This is a genomic window from Streptomyces sp. NBC_00433 (assembly GCA_036015235.1).
Classification (GTDB): domain Bacteria; phylum Actinomycetota; class Actinomycetes; order Streptomycetales; family Streptomycetaceae; genus Actinacidiphila.
Map to the genome: position 1 here is coordinate 1903073 of CP107926.1, position 22829 is coordinate 1925901.

Below are 22829 nucleotides of genomic sequence, written 5' to 3' on the forward strand. Positions count from 1 at the left end.
CCCGCGGCCCGTCGACGGCCGGTCGCGCCCACGCGGCGCCAGCCGCACATCAGATGCAGCCCCGCGCCCCTGAGGGCTCGGCCCCGCCCCAGAGGGCACCCACCAGGGGCGCGGGGAACGGCGCGCTCAGCCCACTACCGGCCGGTGGTCCGGATACGACAGGAACAGCCCCTTGCGGCCGCTGGCGACCCGCGGCCCGTCGACGGCCGGTCGCGCCCACGCGGCGCCAGCCGCACATCAGATGCAGCCCCGCGCCCCTGAGGGCTCGGCCCCGCCGCAGAGGGCACCCACCTGAGGGCGCGGCCCAGCCGCAGAGGGCACCCGTCTGAGGCGCGGCCCCGGCGCGGAGGGTGGCCACCAGGGGCGCGGCCCCGCAGGGGATGGGTCAGGTCAGGAAGTCGTGGGCCAGGTTGGCGGACAGGTGTTCGAGGAGGGGGCCGGCGTCGGACATGGAGCGGGAGGTGTCGGGCTCCAGGTCGGAGAGGGCGTAGGCGCGGCGGATGCCGGCGGCGCCGAGGGCGGCCGGGGGGAGGCTGAGGCGGCCGCAGACGGCCACCACGTCGATGGAGCGGGCGCGGGCCGCGCGGGCGACGCCGGCGGGGGCCTTGCCGTGGAGGGTCTGCTCGTCGAGGGAACCCTCACCGGTGATGACGAGCGTGACGCCGTCGAGGGCCGCCTCGAAGCCGAGGACGTCGAGCAGCACGTCGATGCCGGGCCGGAAGGCCGCGCGCAGGCCGACCAGGGCACCGAAGCCGATACCGCCGGCGGCGCCGGCGCCGGGCGCCTCGGCCTCCGCGGTGGCGTCGAGCACCTCGGCGTAGCGGGCGAGGGCCGCGTCCAGGACGGCGACGTCGGCGGGCGACGCGCCCTTCTGCGGGCCGTAGACGGCCGCCGCGCCCTTCGGCCCGAGCAGCGGGTTGTCGACGTCGCTGGCGAGCACCACGTCGGTGGCGGCCAGCCGCGGGTCGAGCCCGCCGAGGTCGGCGGTGGCGAGGCCGGCCAGCGCGGCGCCGCCGGGCGCCACCGGGGCACCCGAGGCGTCGAGGAGCCGCGCGCCCAGCGCGCTGAGCATGCCCGCGCCGCCGTCGTTGGTGGCGCTGCCGCCGACGCCGAGCACGATCGTGCGGGCCCCGGCGTCGAGGGCGGCCCGCAGCAGCTCCCCGGTGCCGTAGGTGGTGGCCGTGAGCGGTGCGAAGTCCCCGGGCGGCAGGTGCCGCAGCCCGGAGGCCTCGGCCATCTCGATCACGGCGGTGCCGTCGCGCAGCGCGTAAGCGGCTTCGACGGGCTCGCCGAGCGGCCCGGTGACGCGTACCGTCCGCCGCTCGAAACCGGCGGCGACCGCCGCGTCGACCGTCCCGTCGCCGCCGTCGGCCACGGGCAGCGCGGCCACGTCGAGGCCGGGGACGACGGAGCGCAGGCCGGCCATGACATGCCCCGCCACCTGCACCGCGGTCAGCGAGCCCTTGAACTTGTCGGCGGCGATCAGAACGCGCCCGGTCGAACTTCCTGCGGTGTCGGACACCTTGGTCTTCTCCATCCGGTACGGAACGTCGCGCCTTTCGGACCCTATCCCGGCGGGGCCGCCGTGCCCGTCGGCGACGCTGCCCGTGGTCGTACGAACACGGCCCGTCGGCGGGCCCGGCGCCGTAAATTGGCGGCATGACCATGGATTTCGCGACCTACATCGCCGGCCTTCCGAAGATCCTCGCCGGCGCCAGCATGCTGTGCCGTTCGGCGGACGGGCGGATCCTGATCGTGGAGCCGAACTACCGGGACGACGGGACGTGGACGCTGCCCGGGGGCACGATCGAGTCGGACCTGGACGAGACGCCGCGGGAGGGTGCGCGGCGGGAGACCCTGGAGGAGATCGGGCTCGACGTGGAGCCGGGCGCGCTGCTGGTGGTCGACTGGTCCTCGGGCCCCGGGCGGCCGCCGTCGGTGAGCTTCCTCTTCGACGGCGGGGTGCTGTCGCCGGAGCAGCTGGCCGCGGTCCGTGTGCAGGAGGAGGAGCTGGACTCGTGGCGGCTGGCCGCGCCCGCGGAGCTGGACCGCTTCTTCGCGCCCGGCCAGCTCGGCAGGCTGCGGGCCGCCCTGGCGGCGCTGGACGCGGGCGCCGGCGCCGCCGAGCTGGTGAACGGCCGCCCGGTGGCCGTGAAGGAGTGACTCAGGGCTTGGGGATGTCGAAGTAGTAGGTCAGGCCGCCGGCCAGCCGGATGTCGCCCTTGACCTTGAGCTTGCGGGTGAAGAAGAGCGTGGGGCCTGACGCGTTGCCCGACACGAGGCGGAGGAATTCCGGCGCGGCCATGGTGAGGCTGAGCTGCGGCTCGCGGTCGGTGCGCTCGGGGGTCACCGTGCAGGTGCCGCCGCCGATGTGGGTCTCGTAGACGTCGTCCTCGTCGCCGTCGGTGATGCGCCAGCGGATCAGCGCGTCCCTGCCGGCGGCCGCGTCGGGCTTGAAGAGGGTGTGCATCCGGCCGAAGACCTCGTCGAGCACCCGGCGACGCTGCTCGCCGCTCATCAGCTCGGCGATCCGCCGGGTGGGCGTGCCCTTGACGATCCGGGCGAATTCAACGGGCTCGACCGAGCCGAAGTCCAGGGTCTCCAGGTCGAGATCGTCCAGTGCGGCCATCGGCCACCGTCCTTACTCCAGCGTAAACTTACCGGCGGGTAAGCCTAGTTTCCGTACGCCCCGGTGACAACCCGCACCCCCCGGTCGTGACCGCTCCCGCGGAAGATCCACGAATGGTGCGGAAAGCGGCGACACAGAGCAACCTTTACCCCTATGCTTCCGGTTCGGCACCCGTAACCGCCTGCGGAAACGGGTGTCTTGCGGCTTGAGCCGCCTTCTTCGGCATGCCCCCCACCCCACTGCGGCCCGCTGCGGCCGCATGTCGTGTCTGCCGGGCTGCCCCCGTCCCCACCGCTTGCGTTCCACCATCGAAAGGCGCGTGTCCCATGTCCCAGTCCCAGACCCTCGGCAACGGCGAGAACACCTCGTGGGAGAAGTTCTGGTACGTCCTCGGCTGCATCTACTTCGGTGCCGCCTACCTGTCGAAGGTCCCGGGGAAGAAGGCGCTGTCGGAGTACGGCCTGGTCGAGATGACCGGCGCCGAGAAGTTCTGGTACGTCGTGCAGTGCATCTTCTTCGGTGCCGGCTACTTCAACAAGATCATCGTGAAGAAGGCGCTGTCCGAGGTGCGCTTCGCCGCCCCGCAGGGCTACGCGGCGCCGGCCGGCGCCCAGTCGCCGTACGCTCCCTGACCGCAACTGCCGCCCGGTCCGGCGCCGCCTCCCGCCAGGGGCGGCGTCCAGGGCGGCGCCGGCAGCGGTGTCAGCGCCCGGCCGCCGAGCGCCGCAGGTGCCGCAGGACCGCGCCGGCCGCGTTGTGCCCGCTCATACCGTGCACTCCGGGGCCCGGCGGGGTCGCCGACGAGCACAGGAAGACCCCGGGCCGCCGGGTCGCGTAGGGCACCGCGGCGAGCCGCGGGCGCAGCACCGCCTGGATGCCGGCGAAGGCGCCGCAGGCCACGTCCCCACCCACGTAGTTGGCATTGCGCGCGGCGAGCCCCGCGGGGCCGGTGGTCGCGCGGGCCAGCACCAGATCGCGGAATCCCGGCGCGAAGCGCTCGATCTGCCGCTCGACGGCGTCGGTGGCGTCGCCGTGCCAGTCGTGCGGCACGTGGCCGTACGCCCAGAAGACGTGCTTGCCCTCCGGCGCCCTGGTCGGGTCCACCACGGTGGGCTGCGAGGTGATCAGGAACGGGGTGTGCGGCGGGCGCCCGGTGACCGCCCGGTTCAGGGCGTCGCCGATCTCGGTGTAGGTCGGGCCGATGTGCACGGTGCCGGCCCGCCGCGCCGCCTCCGCCGTCCACGGGACGGGGCCGTCCAGGGCGTAGTCGATCTTGAAGACCGAGGGGCCGTAGCGGTAGCCGCGGTAGGCGTCGCCGAGCGCGGCGATCCTGGCCAGCGCGGTCGGCGAGGTGTCGAAGACGTAGGCGCGGGCCGGTGGCAGCTCGTCGAGCTTGCGCACGGTCACGCCGGTGCGGATCTCGCCGCCCAGCTCGGTCAGATACCCGGCCAGCGCGTCGGAGATCGACTGCGAGCCGCCGCGGGCCACCGGCCAGCCGCGCTCGTGGGCGGCGAGCGCGAACATCATGGCCAGCGCGCCGGTGAAGGGCTGGCCCAGCCGCGAGATCGCGTGCCCGGCGAGCCCGGCGAGCAGCCCCCTGGCCTTGGCGTCGCGGAAGCGCAGCGCCAGCAGCGCGGCCGGCGGGGTGCCGGTCAGCCCGAAGCGCAGGAAGCGGTAGGGGTCGCGGGGTATGCCGGCCCACGGCGGCCGGAAGAAGTCCGCCGCGATGGCGTCCCAGTGGCCGATATAGGGCGCCATCAGCTTGCGGTAGGTGCCCGCGTCGCGCGGCCCGAGGGACGCGGCGGTCTCGCCGACCGTACGGCCGAGCACCGCGGCGGTGCCGTCGGGGAAGGGGTGCGCCATCGGCACCTCGGGCTGCACCCACTCCAGGCCGTGCCGGGCCAGCGGCAGTGCCTGGAAGGCGGGCGAGCCGATGCCGAAGGGGTGCACGGCGGAGCACGGGTCGTGCCGGAAGCCCGGCAGCGTCAGCTCCTCGGTGCGCGCGCCGCCGCCGACGGTGTCCGCGGCCTCGTAGAGCTGCACGCTCAGGCCCGCGCGGGCCAGCTCGACCGCGGCGGTCAGCCCGTTGGGTCCCGCTCCGACGACGACCGCGTCGGCGACCACGGCCCGCCTCACGACCGGGCCGCCGTCCGGCCCGCCGGGTTCTCCTGCACACCGACTCCGTTGCCCATGGCGCCATCCAACCAGACGCCGGGGCACTGTGGTTCCGCACCCCGTACGGCCGCCGCCCTCATGACATCGCCGGGATCACCTGCTCGCCGTAGGCGTCGATCGTCGACTCCTTGGCGTCGTGCATGTCGTAGACGGCGAAGTGGTCGACGCCCAGGTCGCGCAGGGCCTTGAGCTTGGCGACATGGGCCTGCGGCGGGCCGATCAGGCAGAAGCGGTCCACGATGTCGTCGGGCACGAAGGCGGTGTCGGGATTGCCGCTGCGGCCGTGGTGGGAGTAGTCGTAGCCGTGCCGCTGCTTGATGTACGCGGTCAACTCGTCCGGGACCAGGGCGGAGTGCTCGCCGTAGCGGGCGACCAGGTCGGCGACGTGGTTGCCGACCATGCCGCCGAACCAGCGGCACTGCTCGCGGGCGTGCGCCAGCGCCTCCGGCGAGTCGTCGGCGGTGACGTAGGCGGGGGCGGCGACGCAGACGGTGACGGACGCCGGGTCGCGGCCCGCGGCGGCCGCGGCGGCGCGCACCGCCTTGACCATCCACTCGGTGAGGTAGACGTCGGCCAGTTGCAGGATGAAGCCGTCGGCCAGCTCCCCCGCCATGGCCAGCGCCTTGGGGCCGTACGCGGCCATCCACACCGGCAGCCTGCCGTCCTCGACCCACGGCAGCCGCACCGCGGTGCCGTCGACCAGGGCCTCCCGGCCCTCGGCGAGGTCGCGGATGGCGGTGATGGCCTCGCCGAGCCTGGCCAGCGTGTTGGGCGGCCGGCCGGCGACCCGCATCGCCGAGTCGCCGCGGCCGATGCCGCAGATCGTGCGGTTGCCGTACATCGAGTTGAGGGTGGCGAAGGTGGACGCGGTCACCTCCCAGGTGCGGGTGCCCGGGTTGGTGACCATGGTGCCGACGGTGAGCCGCTCGGTGTGGTCCAGGATGCGGCTGTGGATGACGAAGGGCTCCTGCCACAGCACGGCGGAGTCGAAGGTCCAGCCGTGGGTGAAGCCGTTGCGCTCGGCACGCCGCATCAGTTCGACGACGTCGGACGCGGGCGGGTCGGTCTGCAGCACGAGGCCGAAGTCCATGGCCGCACTCCTTAGGTGACGGGTGGCTACAGGTACTGGCAGATGCCGCGCGGGGTGTACTGCCCGTGCCCGGCCCTGCCGACGAAGGCGCGTTCCTCGATGACCGGGACGCCGCGGGACAGCACGGTCTCGACCCGGCCCGTGAGGGTCCGGCCCTCGTAGGCGGAGTAGTCGACGTTCATGTGGTGGGTGCTCGCGGAGACCGTCTGCTCGGCGTGCGGGTCGTAGACGACCACGTCGGCGTCGGCGCCCGGGGCGATGGTGCCCTTGCGCGGGTAGAGGCCGAACATCCGGGCGGGGGCGGCGCAGGCGATGTCGATCCAGCGGCGGCGGGTGATGTGCCCGTCTACCACGGCCTGGTGGAGCAGGTCCATCCGGTGCTCCACCCCCGGCATGCCGTTGGGGATCTTCGAGAAGTCGCCGCGGCCCATCTCCTTCTGCCCGGTGAAGCAGAAGGGGCAGTGGTCGGTGGACACCACCTGGAGGTCGTCGGTGCGCAGCCCCCGCCACAGCGCGGCCTGGTGCTCGCGCGGGCGCAGCGGCGTGCTGCACACGTATTTGGCGCCCTCGAAGTCCGGCTCGGCCAGGTTGTCGGTGGACAGGAAGAGATACTGCGGGCAGGTCTCGCCGAAGACCGGCAGGCCCAGGTCGCGGGCGGCGGCCAGTTCGGCGACGGCCTGCTCGGCGGAGACGTGCACGACGTAGAGCGGCGAGCCGGCCACCCGGGCGAGCTGGATGGCGCGGTGGGTGGCCTCGGCCTCCAGCAGCGCGTGGCGCACCTCGCCGTGGTAGCGGGGGTCGGTCTTCCCGGCGGCGAGCGCCTGCTGGACCAGGACGTCGATGGCGATGCCGTTCTCGGCGTGCATCATCACCAGGCCGCCGTTGCCCGAGGCGCGCTGCATGGCGCGCAGGATCTGCCCGTCGTCGCTGTAGAAGACCCCCGGGTAGGCCATGAACATCTTGAAGCTGGTGACGCCCTCCTCGACCAGGGTGTCCATCTCGGCGAGCGTCTTGTCGTTGACGTCGGCGACGATCATGTGGAAGCCGTAGTCGACGGCGCACTGGGCGTCGGCCTTGGCGTGCCAGGCGTCGAGTCCGGCGCGCAGCGACTCGCCGACGCCCTGGATGGCGAAGTCCACGATGGTGGTGGTGCCGCCCCAGGCGGCGGCCCTGGTGCCGGTCTCGAAGGTGTCGGACGCGGTGGTGCCGCCGAAGGGCATCTGCATGTGGGTGTGCCCGTCGACACCGCCGGGGATGACGTACTTCCCGGTGGCGTCGATGACGGTGTCCGCGGTCCAGCCGGCCGCGGTGTCGCTGTCGTGGGCGGCGAGCGCGGCGATCCTGCCGCCCTCGATCAGGACGTCGGCGTGCATCTCGTCGGCGGCGGTGACGACCAGGCCGCCGCGGACGACGGTACGGGTGCCGGTGCTCATACGGTGACGCCTCCCGTGGCGGTGCTCTGCGGGCTCTCCAGTGCGTTCTGCGCCGCCTTCAGCGCCGCTTCGAGCGCCGCGGCGCCCTCCTCCGCCTCGGCGACGGTCAGCGACAGCGGCGGGGCGATCCGCAGCACATTGCCGGCCCTGCCGCCCTTGCCGATGAGCAGGCCCTGCTCGCGGGCGGCCTCCAGGACCAGTCCCGCGGCCTGCGCGGACGGCTGGTCGGTGCCGGGCACGACCAGTTCGACGCCCAGCATCAGGCCGCGCCCGCGCACCTCGCGGACCACGCCGAGGCCGGCGGACACCGACTCGATCCTGGCCTTCAGCAGGCCGCCGACCCGGCGGGCGTTGCCCGGCAGGTCGTGGTCGATGAGGTAGCCCAGGTTGGCGAGCGCCGCCGCGGCGGTGACCGGGCTGCCGCCGAAGGTGGAGATCGAGTTGGCGGTCAGGCAGTTCATCACGTCGGCGCGGGCCACCACCCCGCCCATCGACATGCCGTTGCCGACGCCCTTGGCGAAGGTGAGGATGTCGGGCGGCCCGGCCTTGCCGTGCGCCTGCCAGCCCCAGAAGTGCTCGCCGGTACGGCCCCAGCCGGTCTGCACCTCGTCGGTGATCCACAGGATGCCGTGCCGGTCGAGCACCTGCTTGAAGGCCGCGAACAGCCCGTCGGGCGGCAGGGTGAAACCGCCGACGCCCTGGACGGGTTCGGCGATCAATGCGGCGACCTGGCCGCCCGCCTGCCCGAGCACGTCCTCCAGGTCGGCCACGCAGGCGGAGATGAACTCGGCGTCCGACAGGTGCGCGTAGGGCCCGCGGCTGCGCACCCCGCCGTGCACGTAGAGCGTCTGCAGCGGGGACAGGCTGGTCGGCGACCAGGCTGAATTGCCGGTGATGCCGATCGCGCTGAAGGACCGGCCGTGGTAGCTGTTGCGCAGCGCGAGGATCTGGTTGGAGCTGCGGTAGGCCGTCGCCAGCAGCAGGGCCGTGTCGTTGGCCTCGGTGCCTGAGGTGGTGAAGAAGACGCGGGCGTCGGGGATGCCGGACAGCCGGGCGATCCGCTCGGCCAGTTCCACGGCCTGGCTGCTCAGATACAGCGTCGAGGAGTGCAGCAGCTTCCCGGCCTGCTCGGCGACGGCAGCGGCGACCTCGGGCAGGGCGTGCGCGGTCATCGTGGTGAGGATGCCGCCGAAGAAGTCCAGGTAGCGGTTGCCCTCGGCGTCCCAGACGTGCCGGCCCTCGCCGTGCGTCAGCTCGATCGGCTGCGCGTAATACGTCGCCAGCCAGTCGGGCAGTACGGCCCGGTGCCTGGCGTGCAGTGCGGCGTGCGCGCCCGCGGTCTCGGTGGCCATCGGCTCAGCCCTCCGTCAGGTCGCCGTAGGCGTCGGGCCTGCGGTCGCGGTAGAAGGCCCACTGCTGGCGGACTTCGTCGATCAGGCCGAAGTCCAGGTCGCGGACCAGCAGTTCCTCCTTGGTGTCGGAGGCGGTGCCGTCGACGAACTGCCCGCGCGGGTCCACGAAGTAGCTGGTGCCGTAGAAGTCGTTGTCGCCGTACTCCTCGCGGCCGACCCGGTTGATCGCGGCGACGAAGTATTCGTTGGCGACGGCGGCGGCCGGCTGCTCCAGCTGCCACAGGTAAGCCGACAGGCCGCGGCTGGTGGCGCTCGGGTTGTAGACGAGTTGGGCGCCCGCGAGGCCCAGTGCGCGCCAGCCCTCCGGGAAGTGCCGGTCGTAGCAGATGTAGACGCCGATCCTGCCGACCGCGGTATCGAAGACCGGCCAGCCGAGATTGCCCGGTTTGAAGTAGTACTTCTCCCAGAAGCCGGTCACCTGCGGAATGTGGTGCTTGCGGTATTTGCCGAGGAAGCTGCCGTCCGCGTCGATGACCGCGGCGGTGTTGAAGTAGACGCCCGGCTGCTCGATCTCGAAGACCGGCACGACGATCACCATGCCCGTCTCCCGGGCGAGTTCGCGCATCCTGAGCACGGTCGGCCCGTCCGGCACCGGTTCCGCCCAGCGGTAGTGCTCGGCCTGCTGCACCTGGCAGAAGTAGGGGGCGTTGAAGACCTCCTGGAAGCCGATCACCTTCGCGCCCTGCGCGGCGGCGGCCCTGGCATGTTCCTCATGCTTGGCGATCATCGTCTCGGTGTGGCCGGTCCAGGTCGCCTGGACGAGCGCGGCACGCACGACATTGCTCATGACAGCAGCTCCTCTGACGTGACGTCACGCCGGTTCTACGCACGTAGATCCCCGCCGTCCGACGAACGTAGATCCCTCGCCCCACTCTGACAAGGCCCCCGCCGTTACCGCCTGACGTCACCCATGTTTCGCCCCCGCCCGACCCATACGGCGCACTGGCGGGCGTGGTGGCCTGATCCCGCCCATGACGCGGGAGGCGGGCGTTCGAGGGGTGCGGTCCTGCGACGGCCGGGGCGCGTGGGGGGACGCGGCGGGCCGGACCGGGCCGGGCGCGGCGAATCGAACGGCGGGGACGGGCCGGTGCGCACTTCCCGCCATAGTCCGCCATTCGGCTGAGCGAGTGGGATATGCGCATTTACCGTACTGATCGTGAAAGCCGTACGTCATACGCGGGTCCTGCCGGCTGCCGCCGGGCTGGCGGCGGCGCTGCTGGTGCTGTCGGCCGGGCCCGCGCCGGCCGCGGGCGGGGTGACGGTGACCGTCGGCTGCGCTCCGGGCGCCGGATGCGGAATCCTGCTGGTCAGCTGCGGGCCCGGCGGGCACGTGACGGGGGTGGTGCGGCTGGGGGGCGCCCTGCCCGTGCTGCCGATCGGGCACATCACGGTGCGGATCGGGGGGCCGTGCGGGGTGGCGCAGCCGCCGCCGACGGCGCCGCCATTTACCACGCCGCCCACGACGCCGCCGACGACGCCTCCCCCGCCCTCGACGCCTTCGACGGTGCCTTCCACGGTGCCGCCGAGCACGGCTCCGGGCACGGCCTCCGCGTCGGCGGCGGCGCCCTCGCGGCCCCTGCCGCCGGTCGCCTCCCGGCCCGCCGTGCCCGCCGCGAGGGAGTCGCCGCACCCCGCCACCGCCTCGGCTGCCACCGGGCCCACCACCGCGTCCACCAGCGGCCCGCCGCCGCCCGTGCCGCCCGGCCCCGCCGGACATACACCGCCGCCGGTCGCCGCCGAGCCGTACGACCGGGCTTCGGGCGAGGCCGCGCGCTGGTGGCTGCTGACGATGGCGGTCGTCGTCCTGCCTGCCGTGCTCGCGGCACTCCCCTACCGCCACATCCGGCGCCGGCACTGAAACCGACCCCTGGGAGTCCCATGTCCTCCTACGCCCTCCCCCTGCTGTTCACCCTCGGCGGTGCCGCCTTCGCCTTCTGCCTCGGCCGCTTCCTCGGCGCGGGAGGCGTCACCGCCGAAGGGGAGATCGGCGGGCAGGCGCTGTCCCTGATCGGCGCGGTCCTGCTCAGCTCCTTCATCCTGCTGACCGGCTTCCAGGTCGCGGGGAGCTGGTCGGCGCTCAGCAGCGCGCGCAGCGGTACGTACGACGAGGAGCGGGCGCTCACCGACACCTACTGGGCCGCGGGCGGCCTCACCGCCGCCGACCGCACGGCGGTGCGCGGGCTGCTGCGGCAGTACACCGCGGACGTCCGCACCACGGAATTCCCCGAGCTGGCGCGCGGGCGGACCAGCCTCGCGGCCTGGCAGGCGCTCGACCGGGTCCGCGCCGCCGTACGCACCGCCGCCGCCCCCCGGCCCGACCAGCAGGCGGCCAAGGCCGCGGCCCAGTCCGCGCTGGCGACCGTGTACGAAACCCGCACCGATCGGGCCGCCGCGGTCAAGGCCGGCATACCCCGGGTGATCTGGCTCGCGATGGTCGGCGCGGGCGGCTTCCTGATCGCCTTCCCCGCGGTCCTCGGCCTCACCACCACCGCCCGCCACATCGCCGCCCACTCCTTCGCCGGCGCCGCCGTCGCCTTCGCGATCGTCCTCGCGGCCCAGCTCAACCACCCTTTCCGCGAGCCCTTCGGCGTCAGCCGCACGGCTTTCGTCTTCGCCGAGACCCGCTTCGACCAGATGGACGGCCGGCAGCGGTGAACCGTGTCCCGGGCAGCCATGTGTCGGGGCCCGCCGCCGGGGAAGACGCCCGACATGGCCGTACTCAGGAAGTTCGCCCGCCCCCTTCTCGCGTCGACTTTCGTCGTCGGCGGCTATGCGGCGCTGCGCAGCCCCGAGGCGCAGGCGCCCGACGTGACGCCGACCGCGCTGCCCCTCACCGAACGTGTCCTGCGGCTGCCGCAGGACGCCGAGCAACTGGTCAGGATCACCGGCGCCCTGCAACTGGGCGCCGGCGGGCTGCTGGCGCTCGGCCGGCTGCCCCGCGCGGCGGCGCTCGCGCTGTCGGTCAGCCTGCTGCCCGCCGTGCTGGCGGTCGATCCGTGGTGGACGGTCGCCGACCCCGACGAGCGGGCGCGGCAGCGCGCCAGGTTCTTCGCCGGGCTTTCGGTGCTCGGCGGGGTGCTGCTCGCCGCCGCCGACACGCACGGCAAGCCGTCGCTCGCCTACCGGACCCGGCGCGGCACCCGGCACGCGGCGGACGGTCTCGCGGACGGTGCGCGGGATCTGGCGGGCGGCGTACGCGACCGGCTCCCGACGCGCTGAGACCGGCGGTCCGGGGAAGGCTTGAAGCAGGAAGCCGGGGCCGTCCGGCCGTGTGAAGGGACCGCACCATGATCCGCATCGGGGACATCCGCGAGTGGCGCAACGAAGACGTCCTCGATCCCGGGGGCCACAGGATCGGCATCCTGGAGTCCGTCTACGTGGACACCAGCACCGACGAGCCCGCGATGGGCACCGTCCGGGTGGGGATGCCCACCCGGCACCGGCTGGTCTTCGTGCCGCTGGACGACGCACAGGTCGGGCCGGGCTACGTGAAGGTCGGCTACGACAAGGAGCTGGTCAAGTCCGCGCCCTGGATCGGCACGGACGCTGTGCTGCCGGCCGAGGACGAGCCGGCGATCTTCGAGCACTACGGCCTCACCTACAAGCCGGGGGCCAACGGCGAGCGGCAGCTCGCCCGCCGCTGAATCCGCACCGCTGAATCCGCACCGCCGACCCCGCCGCGCCAGGAAGCGCGCGGGGTCTCAGCGCGCGCCGCGGTGCAGGGCCGCGGCCAGGTCGCGGTGGCAGGGCGGGGAGACCCGGGCCGCGGCGGCGAGCAGGGGGTCGGTGAGGGACGGGCGGGCGCGGGCCACCGCGGCCGCGGCTTCCGCGGTCCTGCCGCGGGCGACGGTTTCGAGGAGTTCGCCGGCCTCGGCCGTGCGGCCGCCGCTGTGCAGGAGGTCGGCGACCACGGCGACGTCCCCTGCCGAGCGGGCGGCGACCTGGTGCAGCAGGGTGCGGGAGTGCGGACCGCGCCCGGCGGCGGCCAGCGCGGAGACGGCTTCCGCGACCGGCCGCGGCGGCAGCGCGGCGATCTCCCAGAGCAGGGTCGCCACGTCGGCGGCGAGGCCGGTGCGCTCCAGTTCCCGTACGACGTAGGGCAGACGGTCGGCGGGTCCTTCCGCGGCCGCAGCCAGGACGAGGTAGGCGGCGCCGCTCTCACCCGTGCGCCGCAACTGGCCGAGCCTGGCGGCCTCGGCGCGCGCCTCGGCGGCCCACCGGGGGTCGGCGGCCGGCTGCGCGGGCTCCGGTGCCGCCTGCGGCGCCCCGGCGAAGCGCGCCCCGCGCGGCATCCTGGGCGCGGGCACCTGGCGTGCCGCGGGCTCGGCGGCCGGGGGCGCGGACTGCACGCCGGTCCGCGGGGCGCCTGCGAAGCGCGCCCCCCGCGGGGCGGACGCGGACGCCTCGTGGTCCGCCGCGGACGGCGTCACGGGAACCGCGCCCGCCGACGCCGGCCCCCCGTCCGACCGCGGCGCCCTCGCGAAGCGCGCCCCCCGCGGCGCCGCGGGCACGGGCGCGCCCGGCGACTCGACCGGCTCGGGGTCGGCGGGAGCCACGGCGGCGAGCCGCTGGTGGAGGGTCGTGCAGCGGGCGGTGGTGCGGGTCAGGTCGTCCCGGGTCCAGGCGAGGGACTGGGCGCGGGCCGAGGTGGGGTGCCGGGCGTAGGCGCGGGCGGACTCGCGGGCCCGGGAGGCCGCGGACTCGCGGGCGCGGGTGGCCTCGGCGAGGCGGCCGCGCAGGCGGGCGGCGGCGTCGGGGGCGGCGTCCTCCGCGGCGAGGGCGGCGCGGTGCAGGGCGTAGGCCCTGGACGCCTCCGCCGGGTCGATGTCCTCGGCGCCGGAGTTGACCGCGAGGTCGCGCAGGACGGTTCTGACCACGTCCCAGGGCGGGATCTCCCGCCCGGTCTCGTGGTCGCGGGCGGGACCGGGCTCGCGTTGGGCGTACAGGCCGTACCAGCCGGGCCGTTCGCCGAGCGCCGCCACCAGGGACCGGAAGTAGTACGTGAAATCCGCCGTCACCGAAGCCTCCCGACCGGCATTGGACACCCGGTGCGTTACGGCGCTGCTACGGACGGTTTTCTGGCGGTGACAGGATCCGCCGCGGAAGCCGCCGCGGATCGGCAGGCAAACTTGTAAGTTTCCCTGCCGGACTCCTACGGTGGAGCCATGCCGAGAGCCGACCGCGCCCGTACCGCAGACGAGCTGACCACGCTGGTCGCCCAGCTCAGCAGACGGCTGCGGGCGGCGTCCGCGGCCGCCGAGCTGACCCCGTCGCAGCAGTCGGTGATGGGGCGGCTGGGGAGGGAGGGTCCGGCGACGACGGCCGGGCTCGCCCGCGGCGAGCTGGTCAGGCCGCAGTCGATGCGGCTGACGCTGGCCGCCCTGGAGGAGCGCGGGCTCGTCGTCCGCGCCCCGCACCCGACCGACGGCCGGCAGGTGGTCTTCTCGCTGACCGCCGAGGGCGCCGGCCTGCTGGGCTCCGGCCGGGCCGCCCGCCGCGGCTGGCTGGCGCAGGCGATCGAGGCCCGGCTCACCCCGGAGGAGCACCGCGCGCTGGCCTGCGCCCTCCCGCTGCTCCGCCGGCTGGTGGAGTCACCGCACGACCCGTACGACGGCCCACCGCACGACCCGCACCGCACCGCACCCACAGGAGATGTCCCGCAATGAGCGCCACCACCCTCGACCCCCGTACCGCCCTGGTCGCCATAGACCTGCAGACCGGCATCGTCGCCCTGCCCACCGCCCACCCGGCGGACGAGGTCGTCGCCCGCAGCGCCCGGCTGGCCGCCGCCTTCCGCAAGGCGGGCCTGCCGGTGGTGCTGGTGAACGTCACCGGTGTGGCGCCCGGCCGCACCGACGGCGGCCCCGGCGGCTCCGTCACCTTCCCCGAGGGCTGGACCGACCTGGTCGGCGAGCTGGACCCGCAGCCGTCCGACATCACCGTCTCGAAGCAGCAGTGGGGCGCCTTCTACGGCACCGGGCTCGACCTGGAGCTGCGCCGCCGCGGGGTCACCCAGATCGTGCTGTGCGGCATCTCCACCAGCATCGGGGTGGAGTCCACCGCCCGTGACGCGTACGAGCACGGCTACAACGTCACGGTGGCCACCGACGCGGTGACCGACACCGACGCCGCCGCGCACGAGCGCTCGGTCAGCGCGATCTTCCCGCGGCTCGGCGAGACGGGCAGCACCGCGGACATCCTGGGCCTGCTCCCGGCCTGACCGGTCCGCTCGTGGCGCGGCCCACCCGTAGTCGGCACCGCTCGAACACCGCTACGATGCCGCGCCATGAGCGACGACCTCCGCAATCTCGTCCTTGGCCTTGCCGCGGCCGCCGTCTGCGTGGCGCTCGGCTGGTTCGCCCGCGGCTATCTGTGGCAGCGCAGGCTGCACCGCAAGCAGCGCTTCTTCGGACTGCCGAAGGACTCCGAGTGCCTGCTGGTGGTGCCGCGCGATCCGGGCTCGCGGACCTGGAGCGTGGCGCGGCACGACGCCTTCGCGCTGCTCGAACTGGCCGCCGTGATCGGCGAGTGCGGGGCGCACTCGGAGGTGCTCGCGCACGACACGGCCTGGCAGGGCTTCGGCGCCCGCACCGAATTCTGCATCGGCGGGCCCGCGGAGAACCTGCGGCTCGCTGCGCACCTGCGGTCCATGCTGCCGGGCATCGAGATCAACGTCGATCCGGCGCCCGGTCCCGAGCAGGGCGCGATAACGGTCGGCGGCGACACCTACCGGCTGGAGAAGGGCGCCGTCGAGCACGTCCTGCTGGCCCGACTGGCGTCGGCCGGCGACACCGGCAACGACCGCCCGGTCTTCCTGTCGTCGGGCCAGCGCGGTATCGCCAACCAGGCGGCGGTGCGCTATCTGGCCAGGCACCACACGCGGCTGGCCCGCAAGCACGGGGTGGACTCGACCTTCTGCCTGCTGCTGCGGGTGGTGAATTCCCAGGCCTACGGGTCGGACGTGGTGGAGCTGGTGGCCGATGTGACCAAGCCGGCCGTGGCGGCGTCCAAGAAGCTCAGTCAGCGAGACCGATCACCAGCCACATGATGCCGGTGCCCGCCACCGTGCAGAGCAGCGTGGAGCTGGACGGGTGCGGGCTGTGCGCCTCCGGGAGGATGTCGGAGGTCGCCAGGTAGAGCAGGAAGCCGGCGAAGAAGCCCAGGTAGAGCCCGAGCGCCCCGGACGGGATGGTGAAGGCCAGCGTCACGGCCGCGCCGGCCACCGGGGCGATCGCGTCGGCGCCGAGCAGCAGCTGCGCCCGGCGCCGGCCGTTCCCGTACATCCGGGTGATCGTGTACGTGTTGAAGCCGTCGGCGAAGTCGTGCGCCACGACCGCGATGGCGACCACGATGCCGACGGTGTTGCCGGCCTGGAAGGCGGCGCCGATCGCGAAGCCGTCCATGACGCTGTGGCCGACCAGCGCGGCGGCCGCGGTGATCCCGATGCCCTTGACCGGGTCGTGCGCGTGCCCGTGGCCGTGAGCGTGCGGGGCGTACTCGCCCTCGTGGGCGCGGTGGATGGCGACCGAGCGCTCGATGATGTGCAGCGCGAGGAAGCCCGCGACGAACATCAGCAGCGCCGCGGGCACTCCGAAGACCACCCTCGGCTGGGTCTCCAGCGCCTCGGGCAGCAGATCGAATCCGACGACGCCGAGCATCAGCCCGGCGGCGAGTCCGAGGACGAGGTGGCGGCGGTCCCCGATGTGCTGGGCGACGACTCCGCCGACCATGGTCATCGCGAAGGCGCACGCGGCTATCAGGACCGGCATGGATCGATGATCCATGACGCCGCGCGCGGCCGCGACTCAGGGTCGCCTTACCCGCGAGAACGCCCCTGGCCGCCGACCCGGGCCGTCACGGCCCGCGCCATCACCCGCTCGCCGGTGGCGTTGGGGTGGGCGGGCGCCGCGGGCGAGGCGGGCACCAGCGGCTCTATCCAGCGGTCCGCGGGCGCCTTGCACATGTCGTGGCCCACGGTCGGCCGGTAGGTGTCGACGTATTCGGCGCCGCCGAGGAGCGCCTCGATCCGCAGCATGGTGTTGAGCTGCTTCTCGGTGTCCCGCAGATACGGGAAGTCGCCGGCCGCGAAGGGCACGGCGGGGAAGCAGCCGACGCCGTCGTCGGGCAGCAGGTCGGGGTAGCCGACGACGACGACCCGGGCGTGCGGGGCCTGGCGGTGCACGGCCCGCAGCACCGCGGCGACCTTCGGGGCGGTCCTGACGACGTTGACGGTGAGCTGGTCGAAGCCGCCCGCCCGGTAGTGGTCCTTGCAGGGGCTGCCCGCGGGGGCGGTGACGCTCAGGCCCGCGCAGGTGGCGATGATCGAGCTGAAACCGATGTCATTGCCGCCGATCTGCAGGGTGACCAGGGTGGTCTCCCGGGTGACGGCGTCGAGCTGCGGGCCGTTGGTGCCCTGGGCCTGCCACATCTGGACGGTGGTGGCGCCGCCGCAGCTGACGTCGGTGAAGCCGGCGTAGTGCCCGGCCGCGGCGACCAGCGACGGGTAGTTCTGGTTCGACCTGGCGCAGTTCGCGTCGACCTGGGTCGGTATGGCGGGGCCCGAGGCGTAGGAGTCGCCGAGCGCCACGTAGTGGACGGCGGGCTTGCCGTGCCCGCCGCCCTGGTGCCCGCCGGGGTGGGCGGCGGCCGGGGTGACGGCCGCCGCGGTCAGCGCGAGCGCCCCGCCGAGTGCCGCGGCCCCCAGTCCCACCGCCCTGCGGCGCGTCCCCGTGCCCGCTGCCGCGCTCCTGCTGCTGCCCGTGCCAGACCTGCCGGCCATGTGGCCCCTCCCCTGCGTCGACGCTGACGTCGATCAAGGCTCAGGGCCGCGGGGGGCGCTGTCAATGGCCCGGACGCCGCCAGGCTACCCGGGCGTCACTTCCCGTCCGGCCGGCGGCTCGCGGGGCCGCTCAGGTCGCGACGAGCTTGCGGGCGGCGGCCGCGATGGCGGGGGCGCTGATGCCCGCCGCCTCCAGTTGCTCGGCGGGGGTCCCGGAGCCCGGCATGGTGTGGACGGCGAGCCGGGTGTGCCGGGGGGTGGGGAGGCCGTTGCCGAAGGACTCCATCACCGCGTCGGCGAGCCCGCCCTCGGGGTGGTGGTCCTCGACGACCACGAAGCGCCCGGTGTCCGCGGCGGCGGTGCGCAGCGTCTGCGTGTCGACCGGCTTGACCGAGTAGAGGTCGATCACCCGGGCCCTGATGCCGTCGGCGACCAGCTGGTCGGCGGCGGTGAGCGCCTCGTGGACGGTGATGCCGGCGGCGATCAGCGTGACCTGGTCGTCGGAGTGCGAGCGCAGCACCTTGCTGCCGCCGATCGGGAAGGCGTCACCGGGTCCGTAGATGACCGGGCCGTTGCCGCGGGTGGCCCGCAGGTAGCTGATGCCGGGCCGGTCGGCCATCGCGGTGACCAGCTGGACGGTCTGGTTGGCGTCGCAGGGGTAGAGCACGGTGGTGCCGTGGATGGCCCGCATCATCGCCAGGTCCTCCAGGGCCATCTGGGACGGGCCGTCCTCGCCGATCGACACGCCCGCGTGGGTGCCGACCACGTTGATCGACGAGCGGCTGATCGCGGCCATCCGCAGGAAGTCGTGGGCGCGGGTCAGGAAGGCCGCGAAGGTGGACGCGTAGGCGGTCCAGCCGCGCACCCCGATGCCGACGGCGGCGGCGATCATCTGCTGCTCGGCGATGTAGCACTCGATGTAGCGCTCGGGGTGGTCGGCGAAGAAGAGCTGGGCCTTGGTGGAGTCGCCGACCTCGCCGTCGAGGACCACGATGTCGTCGTGCAGCGAGCCGAGCGCGGCCAGCGTCTCGCCGAAGGCGGTACGGGTGGCCACCGGGTCGCCGCCGGTGGCGTAGCGCGGCAGCACGGTGTGCGGGTCGCCGCCGCCGCGGGCGGGCGGCGCGACGTCGGGCGGCGGCTGGACGTCGACCCGCAGGTCGCGGATGCCGCCGAGTTCGCGGATGGCCGCGTCCGGGTCGGCCAGCGGCTTGCCGTGCTTGCCCTCCCGGTCCTCGACCTCGCTGGCGCCGCGGCCCTTGCGCGTACGGGCGATGATCGCGGTGGGGGCGCCGCGGGTGGTGGTGGCCGAGGTCATGGCCTCGTCGATGGCGGCGATGTCGTGGCCGTCGATCTCCACGGTGTGCCAGCCGAAGGCGCGGATCCTGCGCGCGTAGGCGTCCAGGTCCCAGCCGTGCCGGGTGGGGCCGCGCTGGCCGAGCCGGTTGACGTCGATGATCACCGTGAGGTGGTCGAGGCCCTCGATGCCCGCGTGCTCGAAGGCCTCCCACAGCGAGCCCTCGGCCATCTCGCTGTCCCCGCACAGCACCCAGGTGCGGTAGGGCAGGTGGTCGAGCCGGCTGCCCGCGAGGGCGACGCCGACGCCGACGGGCAGGCCCTGGCCGAGCGACCCGGTGGCCACGTCGACCCAGGGCAGCCGGGGGGTGGGGTGGCCCTCCATCCGGCTGCCGAGCTTGCGGAAGGTCAGCAGCTCGTCGTCGCTGATGGCGCCGGCCGCCTTGTAGGCGGAGTAGAGCAGCGGGGAGGCGTGGCCCTTGGAGAAGATCAGGTGGTCGTTGCCGGGGTGCTCGGGCCGGTCGAAGTCGTAGTGCAGGTGCCGGGCGAGCAGTACGGCCATCAGGTCGGCGGCGGACATCGACGAGGTGGGGTGCCCGGAGCCGGCCGCGTCGGCCGCCCTCACCGAATCCACCCGCAGTTGCTGGCCCAGCTCGGCGATGTCGCTGTCGCTCATGACCGGGGTGTGGGCGATCGTGTCTTTCATGGCGCGGTCTCTTTCCTCGCGGAGTCGGTCCGTCCCACCGTTGCGGCTGCCCGACCGGGGGCAGGACAAACCGGGATCGCGCCCCACCCGTCGCCTTACCCCAGGTAATGAAGGCGCGGGAGGCGGCGCTCAGATCTCCTCGGGCAGCGCCGTCGGCACCGTGACGGCCTTGGTCCTGGGGCTGCGCCGCTCGTGCCGGGCGATGCGGTGGGCGGACCAGGACAGCAGCACGCACATGCCGATGTAGACGGGGGTGATCACCATCACCACCGGGATGAAGGGCAGGTCGTAGTCCAGGTCGGTGGCGATGAGCTTCCCCGAGTAGAGGAATTCCTGGTAGGTGATGAGGTAGCCCAGCGAGGTGTCCTTCAGCGCCACCACCAGCTGGCTGATGATCGCCGGCAGCATCGCCCTGGCCGCCTGCGGCACCAGCACGTAGGTCATCACCTGGGTCTTGCGCAGCCCCAGCGCGTAGGCCGCCTCCCGCTGGCCGCGCGGCACCGCGTCGACCCCGGCGCGGAAGACCTCGGCGAGCACCGAGCCGTTGTAGAGGGTCAGCCCGACGACCAGCGCGATCATCGGGTCGAACCGGAGCGCGACGAAGATGAAGAAGATCATCACCAGCAGCGGCATCGCCCGGAAGAACTCCACCACCAGCGTGCTCGCCCAGCGCACCACCCGGTGGTCCGAGAGCCGCCCGGCGGCGAAGACCACCCCGAAGGCCAGCGAGGCGAGCGCGGCCCAGCCGAAGGCCCTGAGGGTGTTGGCGAGGCCGGTCAGCAGCAGCCGCTGGATGCCCTCGTAGGCGAAGGGCCGCCATTTCACGGCCGAGAACTGCCCGGTCTCCACCAGCTTGTAGCCGACGAGGCCGACCAGCGCGGCGAGCACCGCGACGGTGATCCAGGCGTACAGCCGGTGTCTGGCCAGCGCCTTGGGTCCCGGGATGTCGTAGAGGGCGCTGCTCGTGGTCACCTGGCCACTCCCAGCTTCCGCTCCAGCACGGCGAAGAGGCCGGCCAGGGTGAGCGTGACGATCAGGTAGCCGACCGCGATCCACACGAAGGTCCACACGATGCTGAAGCCCTGCTCGTTGAGCGGCTTGTAGGTGCCGAGCAGTTCGGAGACGGAGAAGGCCCCGGCGATCGCGGAGTTCTTGGCCAGTGCGATCAGGGTGGAGCCGATCGGCGGGATCACCGAGCGGGCCGCCTGCGGCAGCACCACCAGCGACAGCGTCTGGGTGAAGGTCATCCCGAGGCTGCGGGCCGCCTCGCCCTGGCCGAGCGGCACGGTGTTGATGCCGGCCCGCACCGCCTCGCAGATGAAGGCCGAGGTGTAGGCGCCGAGCGCCAGCACCGCGAAGACCGTGAAGGGCAGCACCACCCCGAACCGCGGCAGGCCGAGCAGTACCGCGAAGAACAGCAGGGTCAGCGGGGTGTTGCGGAGCACCGTCACCCACACGGTGCCGAACACCCGCAGCGCCTTGACCGGGGAGACCCGGCAGCCGGCGACCAGCACCCCGGCGGCCAGCGCGAGGCCGCCGGCCAGCAGGGTGAGCCGGACGGTGCCCCACAGGCCCCTGCCGTAGAGCGCGAAGTTGTCGGTCAGCACGTTCACGTGTCGCTCCCCTCGTCCCTTCAGTAGCGGTCGACCGGCGGCGCGGCGGGCGCGGGCACCCCTGACAGGCCGAGGGTGGCGGCGTAGGCCCGCCTCCAGTCGCCGTTGCGCTCGTGGGCGACGACGGCCTCGTCCAGCGCGAGGCGCAGCGCGGTGTCCCCCTTGGACAGGCCGATGCCGTAGGGCTCCTCGGAGAACGGCCTGCCGACCACCTTCATCTCCTTCGGGGCCTTGGCGGCGTAGCCCAGCAGGATCGAGTCGTCGGTGGTGACCGCCTCGACCTGGTAGGTGAGCAGGTTGTCCACGCACACCGAGTAGGAGTCGTACGTGACCGGTGTCGCGTCGGGGTAGTCGGCCTCGATGCGCTGGATGGAACTGGACCCGGCGGCCGAGCAGACCTTCTTCCCTCTCAGGTCCCGCGGCCCGCCGATGTCGTGCTCGCCGGTGCGCACCAGCAGGCCCTGCCCTGCCAGGTAGTACGGCCCGGCGAAGCCCACCTGGCGCTTGCGCAGCGCGTTGATGGTGTACGTGCCGACGTAGAGGTCGATCTGCCCGTTGCCCAGCGAGGTCTCCCGGTTGGCCGACGCGACGGCCTTGAAGGTGACGCGGTCGGCGGGGAAGCCCAGCGAGGCGGCCGCCATCCTGGCGATCTCGATGTCGAAACCGGAGTACGTCCCCGTGGCGGGGTCGCGCTCGCCGAGGTAGGGCTGGTCGTCCTTGACGCCGATCACGAGCCGCCCGCGGCCGCGGGCGCGGGTCCAGGTGGGCGAGGCGGGCAGCGAGAAGGCGGTGTCGACGCGGTAGGCGGGCAGGTCGGCGGCCCGCGGCCCTTTGGACGGCGGGCTGCCCTGCAGGCCGCAGCCGCCGGTCAGCGCCAGCAGGAGGGCGGCCAGAACCGGCAGGAGGGCGGCGGGCCGGGCGCTGCGCGGGGTCACGGGTGGGCCGTCAGTGGTGGAGGATCTTGGACAGGAAGTCGCGGGCCCGGTCGGTCCGCGGCTCGGTGAAGAAGTCCTCCGGCACCCGGTCCTCGATGATCTGCCCGTCGGCCATGAAGACCACCCGGTCCGCGGCGGACCGGGCGAAGCCCATCTCGTGGGTGACCACGACCATCGTCATGCCCTCCTCGGCGAGCTGCTGCATCACTTCGAGCACCTCGTTGATCATCTCGGGGTCGAGGGCCGAGGTCGGCTCGTCGAAGAGCATCGCCTTGGGGTCCATGGCCAGCGCGCGGGCGATCGCGACGCGCTGCTGCTGGCCGCCGGACAGCTGGGCGGGCAGCTTGCCGGCCTGCGGCAGCAGGCCGACGCGGTCGAGGAGTTCGCGGGCCCTGCGCTCGACCACGGCCCTGCCGCGGCGGCGGACCTTCAGTGGGGCCAGCATCACGTTGTCCAGGACGGTGCGGTGGGCGAAGAGGTTGAAGGACTGGAAGACCATGCCGACGTCGGCCCGCAGCGCCGCCAGGGCCCGGCCCTCGGCGGGCAGCGGCCGCCCGTCCACGGTGATGGTGCCGGCCTCCACCGGCTCCAGCCGGTTGATCGCCCGGCACAGGGTGGACTTCCCCGAGCCCGAGGGGCCGACGACCACCACGACCTCGCCGCGGGCGACGGTCAGCTCGATGTCCTTGAGCACATGGAGCTGACCGAAGTGCTTGTTGACGCCGCGCAGGACGATCAGGGGCTCCTCCGGCATACGGCCGCGG

24 protein-coding genes are annotated in these 22829 nt (G+C 73.7%); 9 read left to right on the forward strand and 15 right to left on the reverse strand.

Annotated features, from left to right (window positions below; genetic code table 11):
• Positions 1–385: 385 nt before the first annotated feature.
• Entirely contained in the window at positions 386–1537 is a 1152-nt protein-coding gene (locus OG900_07690; GenBank protein WUH90002.1) for a glycerate kinase, read from the reverse strand.
• Positions 1538–1659: 122 nt separating this feature from the next.
• Here OG900_07690 and OG900_07695 point away from each other — a divergent pair, with 122 nt between their 5' ends.
• Positions 1660–2163 (forward strand): NUDIX hydrolase, encoded by a 504-nt coding sequence (locus OG900_07695; protein ID WUH90003.1) that lies wholly within the window; start codon positions 1660–1662, stop codon positions 2161–2163.
• A gap of 1 nt (position 2164) precedes the next feature.
• Here the strand turns inward: OG900_07695 and OG900_07700 are convergent, their stop codons facing one another.
• Positions 2165–2629 (reverse strand): SCP2 sterol-binding domain-containing protein, encoded by a 465-nt coding sequence (locus OG900_07700; GenBank protein WUH90004.1) that lies wholly within the window; start codon positions 2627–2629, stop codon positions 2165–2167.
• Between the two features lie 326 nt (positions 2630–2955).
• Between OG900_07700 and OG900_07705 the strand changes: the two genes are divergently transcribed.
• Positions 2956–3261: a hypothetical protein gene (locus OG900_07705; protein WUH90005.1), complete on the forward strand. Its 306-nt coding sequence runs from the start codon at positions 2956–2958 to the stop codon at positions 3259–3261.
• A 70-nt stretch (positions 3262–3331) separates the two neighbouring features.
• Here the strand turns inward: OG900_07705 and OG900_07710 are convergent, their stop codons facing one another.
• From OG900_07710 to OG900_07730, 5 genes are all read right to left on the reverse strand, one after another.
• Positions 3332–4765, reverse strand: a complete 1434-nt coding sequence (locus OG900_07710; GenBank protein WUH90006.1) for an NAD(P)/FAD-dependent oxidoreductase — start codon at positions 4763–4765, stop codon at positions 3332–3334.
• A 115-nt stretch (positions 4766–4880) separates the two neighbouring features.
• On the reverse strand, positions 4881–5894 hold the full coding sequence (locus OG900_07715; GenBank protein ID WUH90007.1) for a TIGR03842 family LLM class F420-dependent oxidoreductase: 1014 nt from the start codon (positions 5892–5894) through the stop codon (positions 4881–4883).
• Positions 5895–5920: 26 nt separating this feature from the next.
• Positions 5921–7327, reverse strand: a complete 1407-nt coding sequence (hydA, locus tag OG900_07720; protein ID WUH90008.1) for a dihydropyrimidinase — start codon at positions 7325–7327, stop codon at positions 5921–5923.
• Complete coding sequence (locus tag OG900_07725; GenBank protein WUH90009.1) at positions 7324–8679, reverse strand: aspartate aminotransferase family protein; 1356 nt, start codon at positions 8677–8679, stop codon at positions 7324–7326. Before OG900_07725 ends, hydA begins: the two co-directional genes overlap by 4 nt.
• Positions 8680–8683: 4 nt before the next feature.
• Complete coding sequence (locus OG900_07730; GenBank protein ID WUH90010.1) at positions 8684–9526, reverse strand: acyltransferase; 843 nt, start codon at positions 9524–9526, stop codon at positions 8684–8686.
• A gap of 369 nt (positions 9527–9895) precedes the next feature.
• On the opposite strand from OG900_07730, the gene OG900_07735 reads away from it, so the two are divergent.
• The 4 genes from OG900_07735 (at position 9896) to OG900_07750 (ending at position 12383) form a co-directional block, all read left to right on the forward strand.
• Positions 9896–10597 carry a hypothetical protein gene (locus OG900_07735; protein WUH90011.1) on the forward strand — a complete coding sequence of 234 codons (702 nt, stop codon included), beginning with the start codon at positions 9896–9898 and terminating at the stop codon, positions 10595–10597.
• A gap of 20 nt (positions 10598–10617) precedes the next feature.
• Positions 10618–11394 (forward strand): DUF4239 domain-containing protein, encoded by a 777-nt coding sequence (locus OG900_07740; protein ID WUH90012.1) that lies wholly within the window; start codon positions 10618–10620, stop codon positions 11392–11394.
• 54 nt (positions 11395–11448) lie between these two features.
• Positions 11449–11958, forward strand: coding sequence for a DoxX family membrane protein (locus OG900_07745; protein ID WUH90013.1), 510 nt, complete (start codon positions 11449–11451; stop codon positions 11956–11958).
• A gap of 68 nt (positions 11959–12026) precedes the next feature.
• Complete coding sequence (locus OG900_07750; GenBank protein WUH90014.1) at positions 12027–12383, forward strand: PRC-barrel domain containing protein; 357 nt, start codon at positions 12027–12029, stop codon at positions 12381–12383.
• A gap of 57 nt (positions 12384–12440) precedes the next feature.
• Here OG900_07750 and OG900_07755 read toward each other — a convergent pair whose 3' ends face one another.
• A complete protein-coding gene (locus OG900_07755) occupies positions 12441–13757 on the reverse strand; it encodes a hypothetical protein (protein ID WUH90015.1) in 1317 nt (438 codons plus the stop codon).
• A 147-nt stretch (positions 13758–13904) separates the two neighbouring features.
• On the opposite strand from OG900_07755, the gene OG900_07760 reads away from it, so the two are divergent.
• The 3 genes from OG900_07760 (at position 13905) to OG900_07770 (ending at position 15787) form a co-directional block, all read left to right on the forward strand.
• Positions 13905–14405 (forward strand): MarR family transcriptional regulator, encoded by a 501-nt coding sequence (locus OG900_07760; GenBank protein ID WUH90016.1) that lies wholly within the window; start codon positions 13905–13907, stop codon positions 14403–14405.
• On the forward strand, positions 14402–14959 hold the full coding sequence (locus tag OG900_07765; protein WUH90017.1) for an isochorismatase family protein: 558 nt from the start codon (positions 14402–14404) through the stop codon (positions 14957–14959). The genes OG900_07760 and OG900_07765 overlap by 4 nt, the downstream gene beginning before the upstream one ends.
• Before the next feature lie 66 nt (positions 14960–15025).
• Positions 15026–15787, forward strand: coding sequence for a hypothetical protein (locus tag OG900_07770; GenBank protein WUH90018.1), 762 nt, complete (start codon positions 15026–15028; stop codon positions 15785–15787).
• Here the strand turns inward: OG900_07770 and OG900_07775 are convergent.
• The 7 genes from OG900_07775 to OG900_07805 all read right to left on the reverse strand — a co-directional run bounded on the left by OG900_07775 (position 15756) and on the right by OG900_07805 (position 22819).
• Entirely contained in the window at positions 15756–16508 is a 753-nt protein-coding gene (locus OG900_07775) for a ZIP family metal transporter (protein ID WUH90019.1), read from the reverse strand. The two genes, OG900_07770 and OG900_07775, sit on opposite strands and share 32 nt — an antisense overlap.
• 47 nt (positions 16509–16555) lie before the next feature.
• The gene (locus OG900_07780) at positions 16556–17518 is read right to left on the reverse strand and encodes an SGNH/GDSL hydrolase family protein (GenBank protein WUH90020.1); all 963 of its coding nucleotides are present in this window, start codon (positions 17516–17518) and stop codon (positions 16556–16558) included.
• Between the two features lie 130 nt (positions 17519–17648).
• On the reverse strand, positions 17649–19487 hold the full coding sequence (locus tag OG900_07785; GenBank protein ID WUH95658.1) for a transketolase: 1839 nt from the start codon (positions 19485–19487) through the stop codon (positions 17649–17651).
• A gap of 159 nt (positions 19488–19646) precedes the next feature.
• Positions 19647–20489 (reverse strand): amino acid ABC transporter permease, encoded by an 843-nt coding sequence (locus OG900_07790; protein WUH90021.1) that lies wholly within the window; start codon positions 20487–20489, stop codon positions 19647–19649.
• Positions 20486–21130, reverse strand: a complete 645-nt coding sequence (locus OG900_07795) for an amino acid ABC transporter permease (GenBank protein WUH90022.1) — start codon at positions 21128–21130, stop codon at positions 20486–20488. The genes OG900_07790 and OG900_07795 overlap by 4 nt, the downstream gene beginning before the upstream one ends.
• 20 nt (positions 21131–21150) lie before the next feature.
• Positions 21151–22065 carry a glutamate ABC transporter substrate-binding protein gene (locus OG900_07800; protein WUH90023.1) on the reverse strand — a complete coding sequence of 305 codons (915 nt, stop codon included), beginning with the start codon at positions 22063–22065 and terminating at the stop codon, positions 21151–21153.
• Positions 22066–22075: 10 nt separating this feature from the next.
• The gene (locus tag OG900_07805) at positions 22076–22819 is read right to left on the reverse strand and encodes an amino acid ABC transporter ATP-binding protein (protein ID WUH90024.1); all 744 of its coding nucleotides are present in this window, start codon (positions 22817–22819) and stop codon (positions 22076–22078) included.
• Positions 22820–22829: the final 10 nt, after the last annotated feature.

What these genes read in the sequence shown, in the direction of transcription:
- OG900_07700 (WUH90004.1), bottom strand. Translation starts at nt 2,629, where the DNA reads ATGGCCGCACTGGACGATCTCGACCTGGAGACCCTGGACTTCGGCTCG.
- OG900_07705 (WUH90005.1), top strand. Translation starts at nt 2,956, where the DNA reads ATGTCCCAGTCCCAGACCCTCGGCAACGGCGAGAACACCTCGTGGGAG.
- OG900_07750 (WUH90014.1), top strand. Translation starts at nt 12,027, where the DNA reads ATGATCCGCATCGGGGACATCCGCGAGTGGCGCAACGAAGACGTCCTC.
- hydA (WUH90008.1), bottom strand. Translation starts at nt 7,327, where the DNA reads ATGAGCACCGGCACCCGTACCGTCGTCCGCGGCGGCCTGGTCGTCACC.
- OG900_07695 (WUH90003.1), top strand. Translation starts at nt 1,660, where the DNA reads ATGACCATGGATTTCGCGACCTACATCGCCGGCCTTCCGAAGATCCTC.
- OG900_07775 (WUH90019.1), bottom strand. Translation starts at nt 16,508, where the DNA reads ATGCCGGTCCTGATAGCCGCGTGCGCCTTCGCGATGACCATGGTCGGC.
- OG900_07730 (WUH90010.1), bottom strand. Translation starts at nt 9,526, where the DNA reads ATGAGCAATGTCGTGCGTGCCGCGCTCGTCCAGGCGACCTGGACCGGC.
- OG900_07725 (WUH90009.1), bottom strand. Translation starts at nt 8,679, where the DNA reads ATGGCCACCGAGACCGCGGGCGCGCACGCCGCACTGCACGCCAGGCAC.
- OG900_07715 (WUH90007.1), bottom strand. Translation starts at nt 5,894, where the DNA reads ATGGACTTCGGCCTCGTGCTGCAGACCGACCCGCCCGCGTCCGACGTC.
- OG900_07765 (WUH90017.1), top strand. Translation starts at nt 14,402, where the DNA reads ATGAGCGCCACCACCCTCGACCCCCGTACCGCCCTGGTCGCCATAGAC.
- OG900_07745 (WUH90013.1), top strand. Translation starts at nt 11,449, where the DNA reads ATGGCCGTACTCAGGAAGTTCGCCCGCCCCCTTCTCGCGTCGACTTTC.
- OG900_07785 (WUH95658.1), bottom strand. Translation starts at nt 19,487, where the DNA reads ATGAGCGACAGCGACATCGCCGAGCTGGGCCAGCAACTGCGGGTGGAT.
- OG900_07760 (WUH90016.1), top strand. Translation starts at nt 13,905, where the DNA reads ATGCCGAGAGCCGACCGCGCCCGTACCGCAGACGAGCTGACCACGCTG.
- OG900_07770 (WUH90018.1), top strand. Translation starts at nt 15,026, where the DNA reads ATGAGCGACGACCTCCGCAATCTCGTCCTTGGCCTTGCCGCGGCCGCC.
- OG900_07805 (WUH90024.1), bottom strand. Translation starts at nt 22,819, where the DNA reads ATGCCGGAGGAGCCCCTGATCGTCCTGCGCGGCGTCAACAAGCACTTC.
- OG900_07780 (WUH90020.1), bottom strand. Translation starts at nt 17,518, where the DNA reads ATGGCCGGCAGGTCTGGCACGGGCAGCAGCAGGAGCGCGGCAGCGGGC.
- OG900_07690 (WUH90002.1), bottom strand. Translation starts at nt 1,537, where the DNA reads ATGGAGAAGACCAAGGTGTCCGACACCGCAGGAAGTTCGACCGGGCGC.
- OG900_07740 (WUH90012.1), top strand. Translation starts at nt 10,618, where the DNA reads ATGTCCTCCTACGCCCTCCCCCTGCTGTTCACCCTCGGCGGTGCCGCC.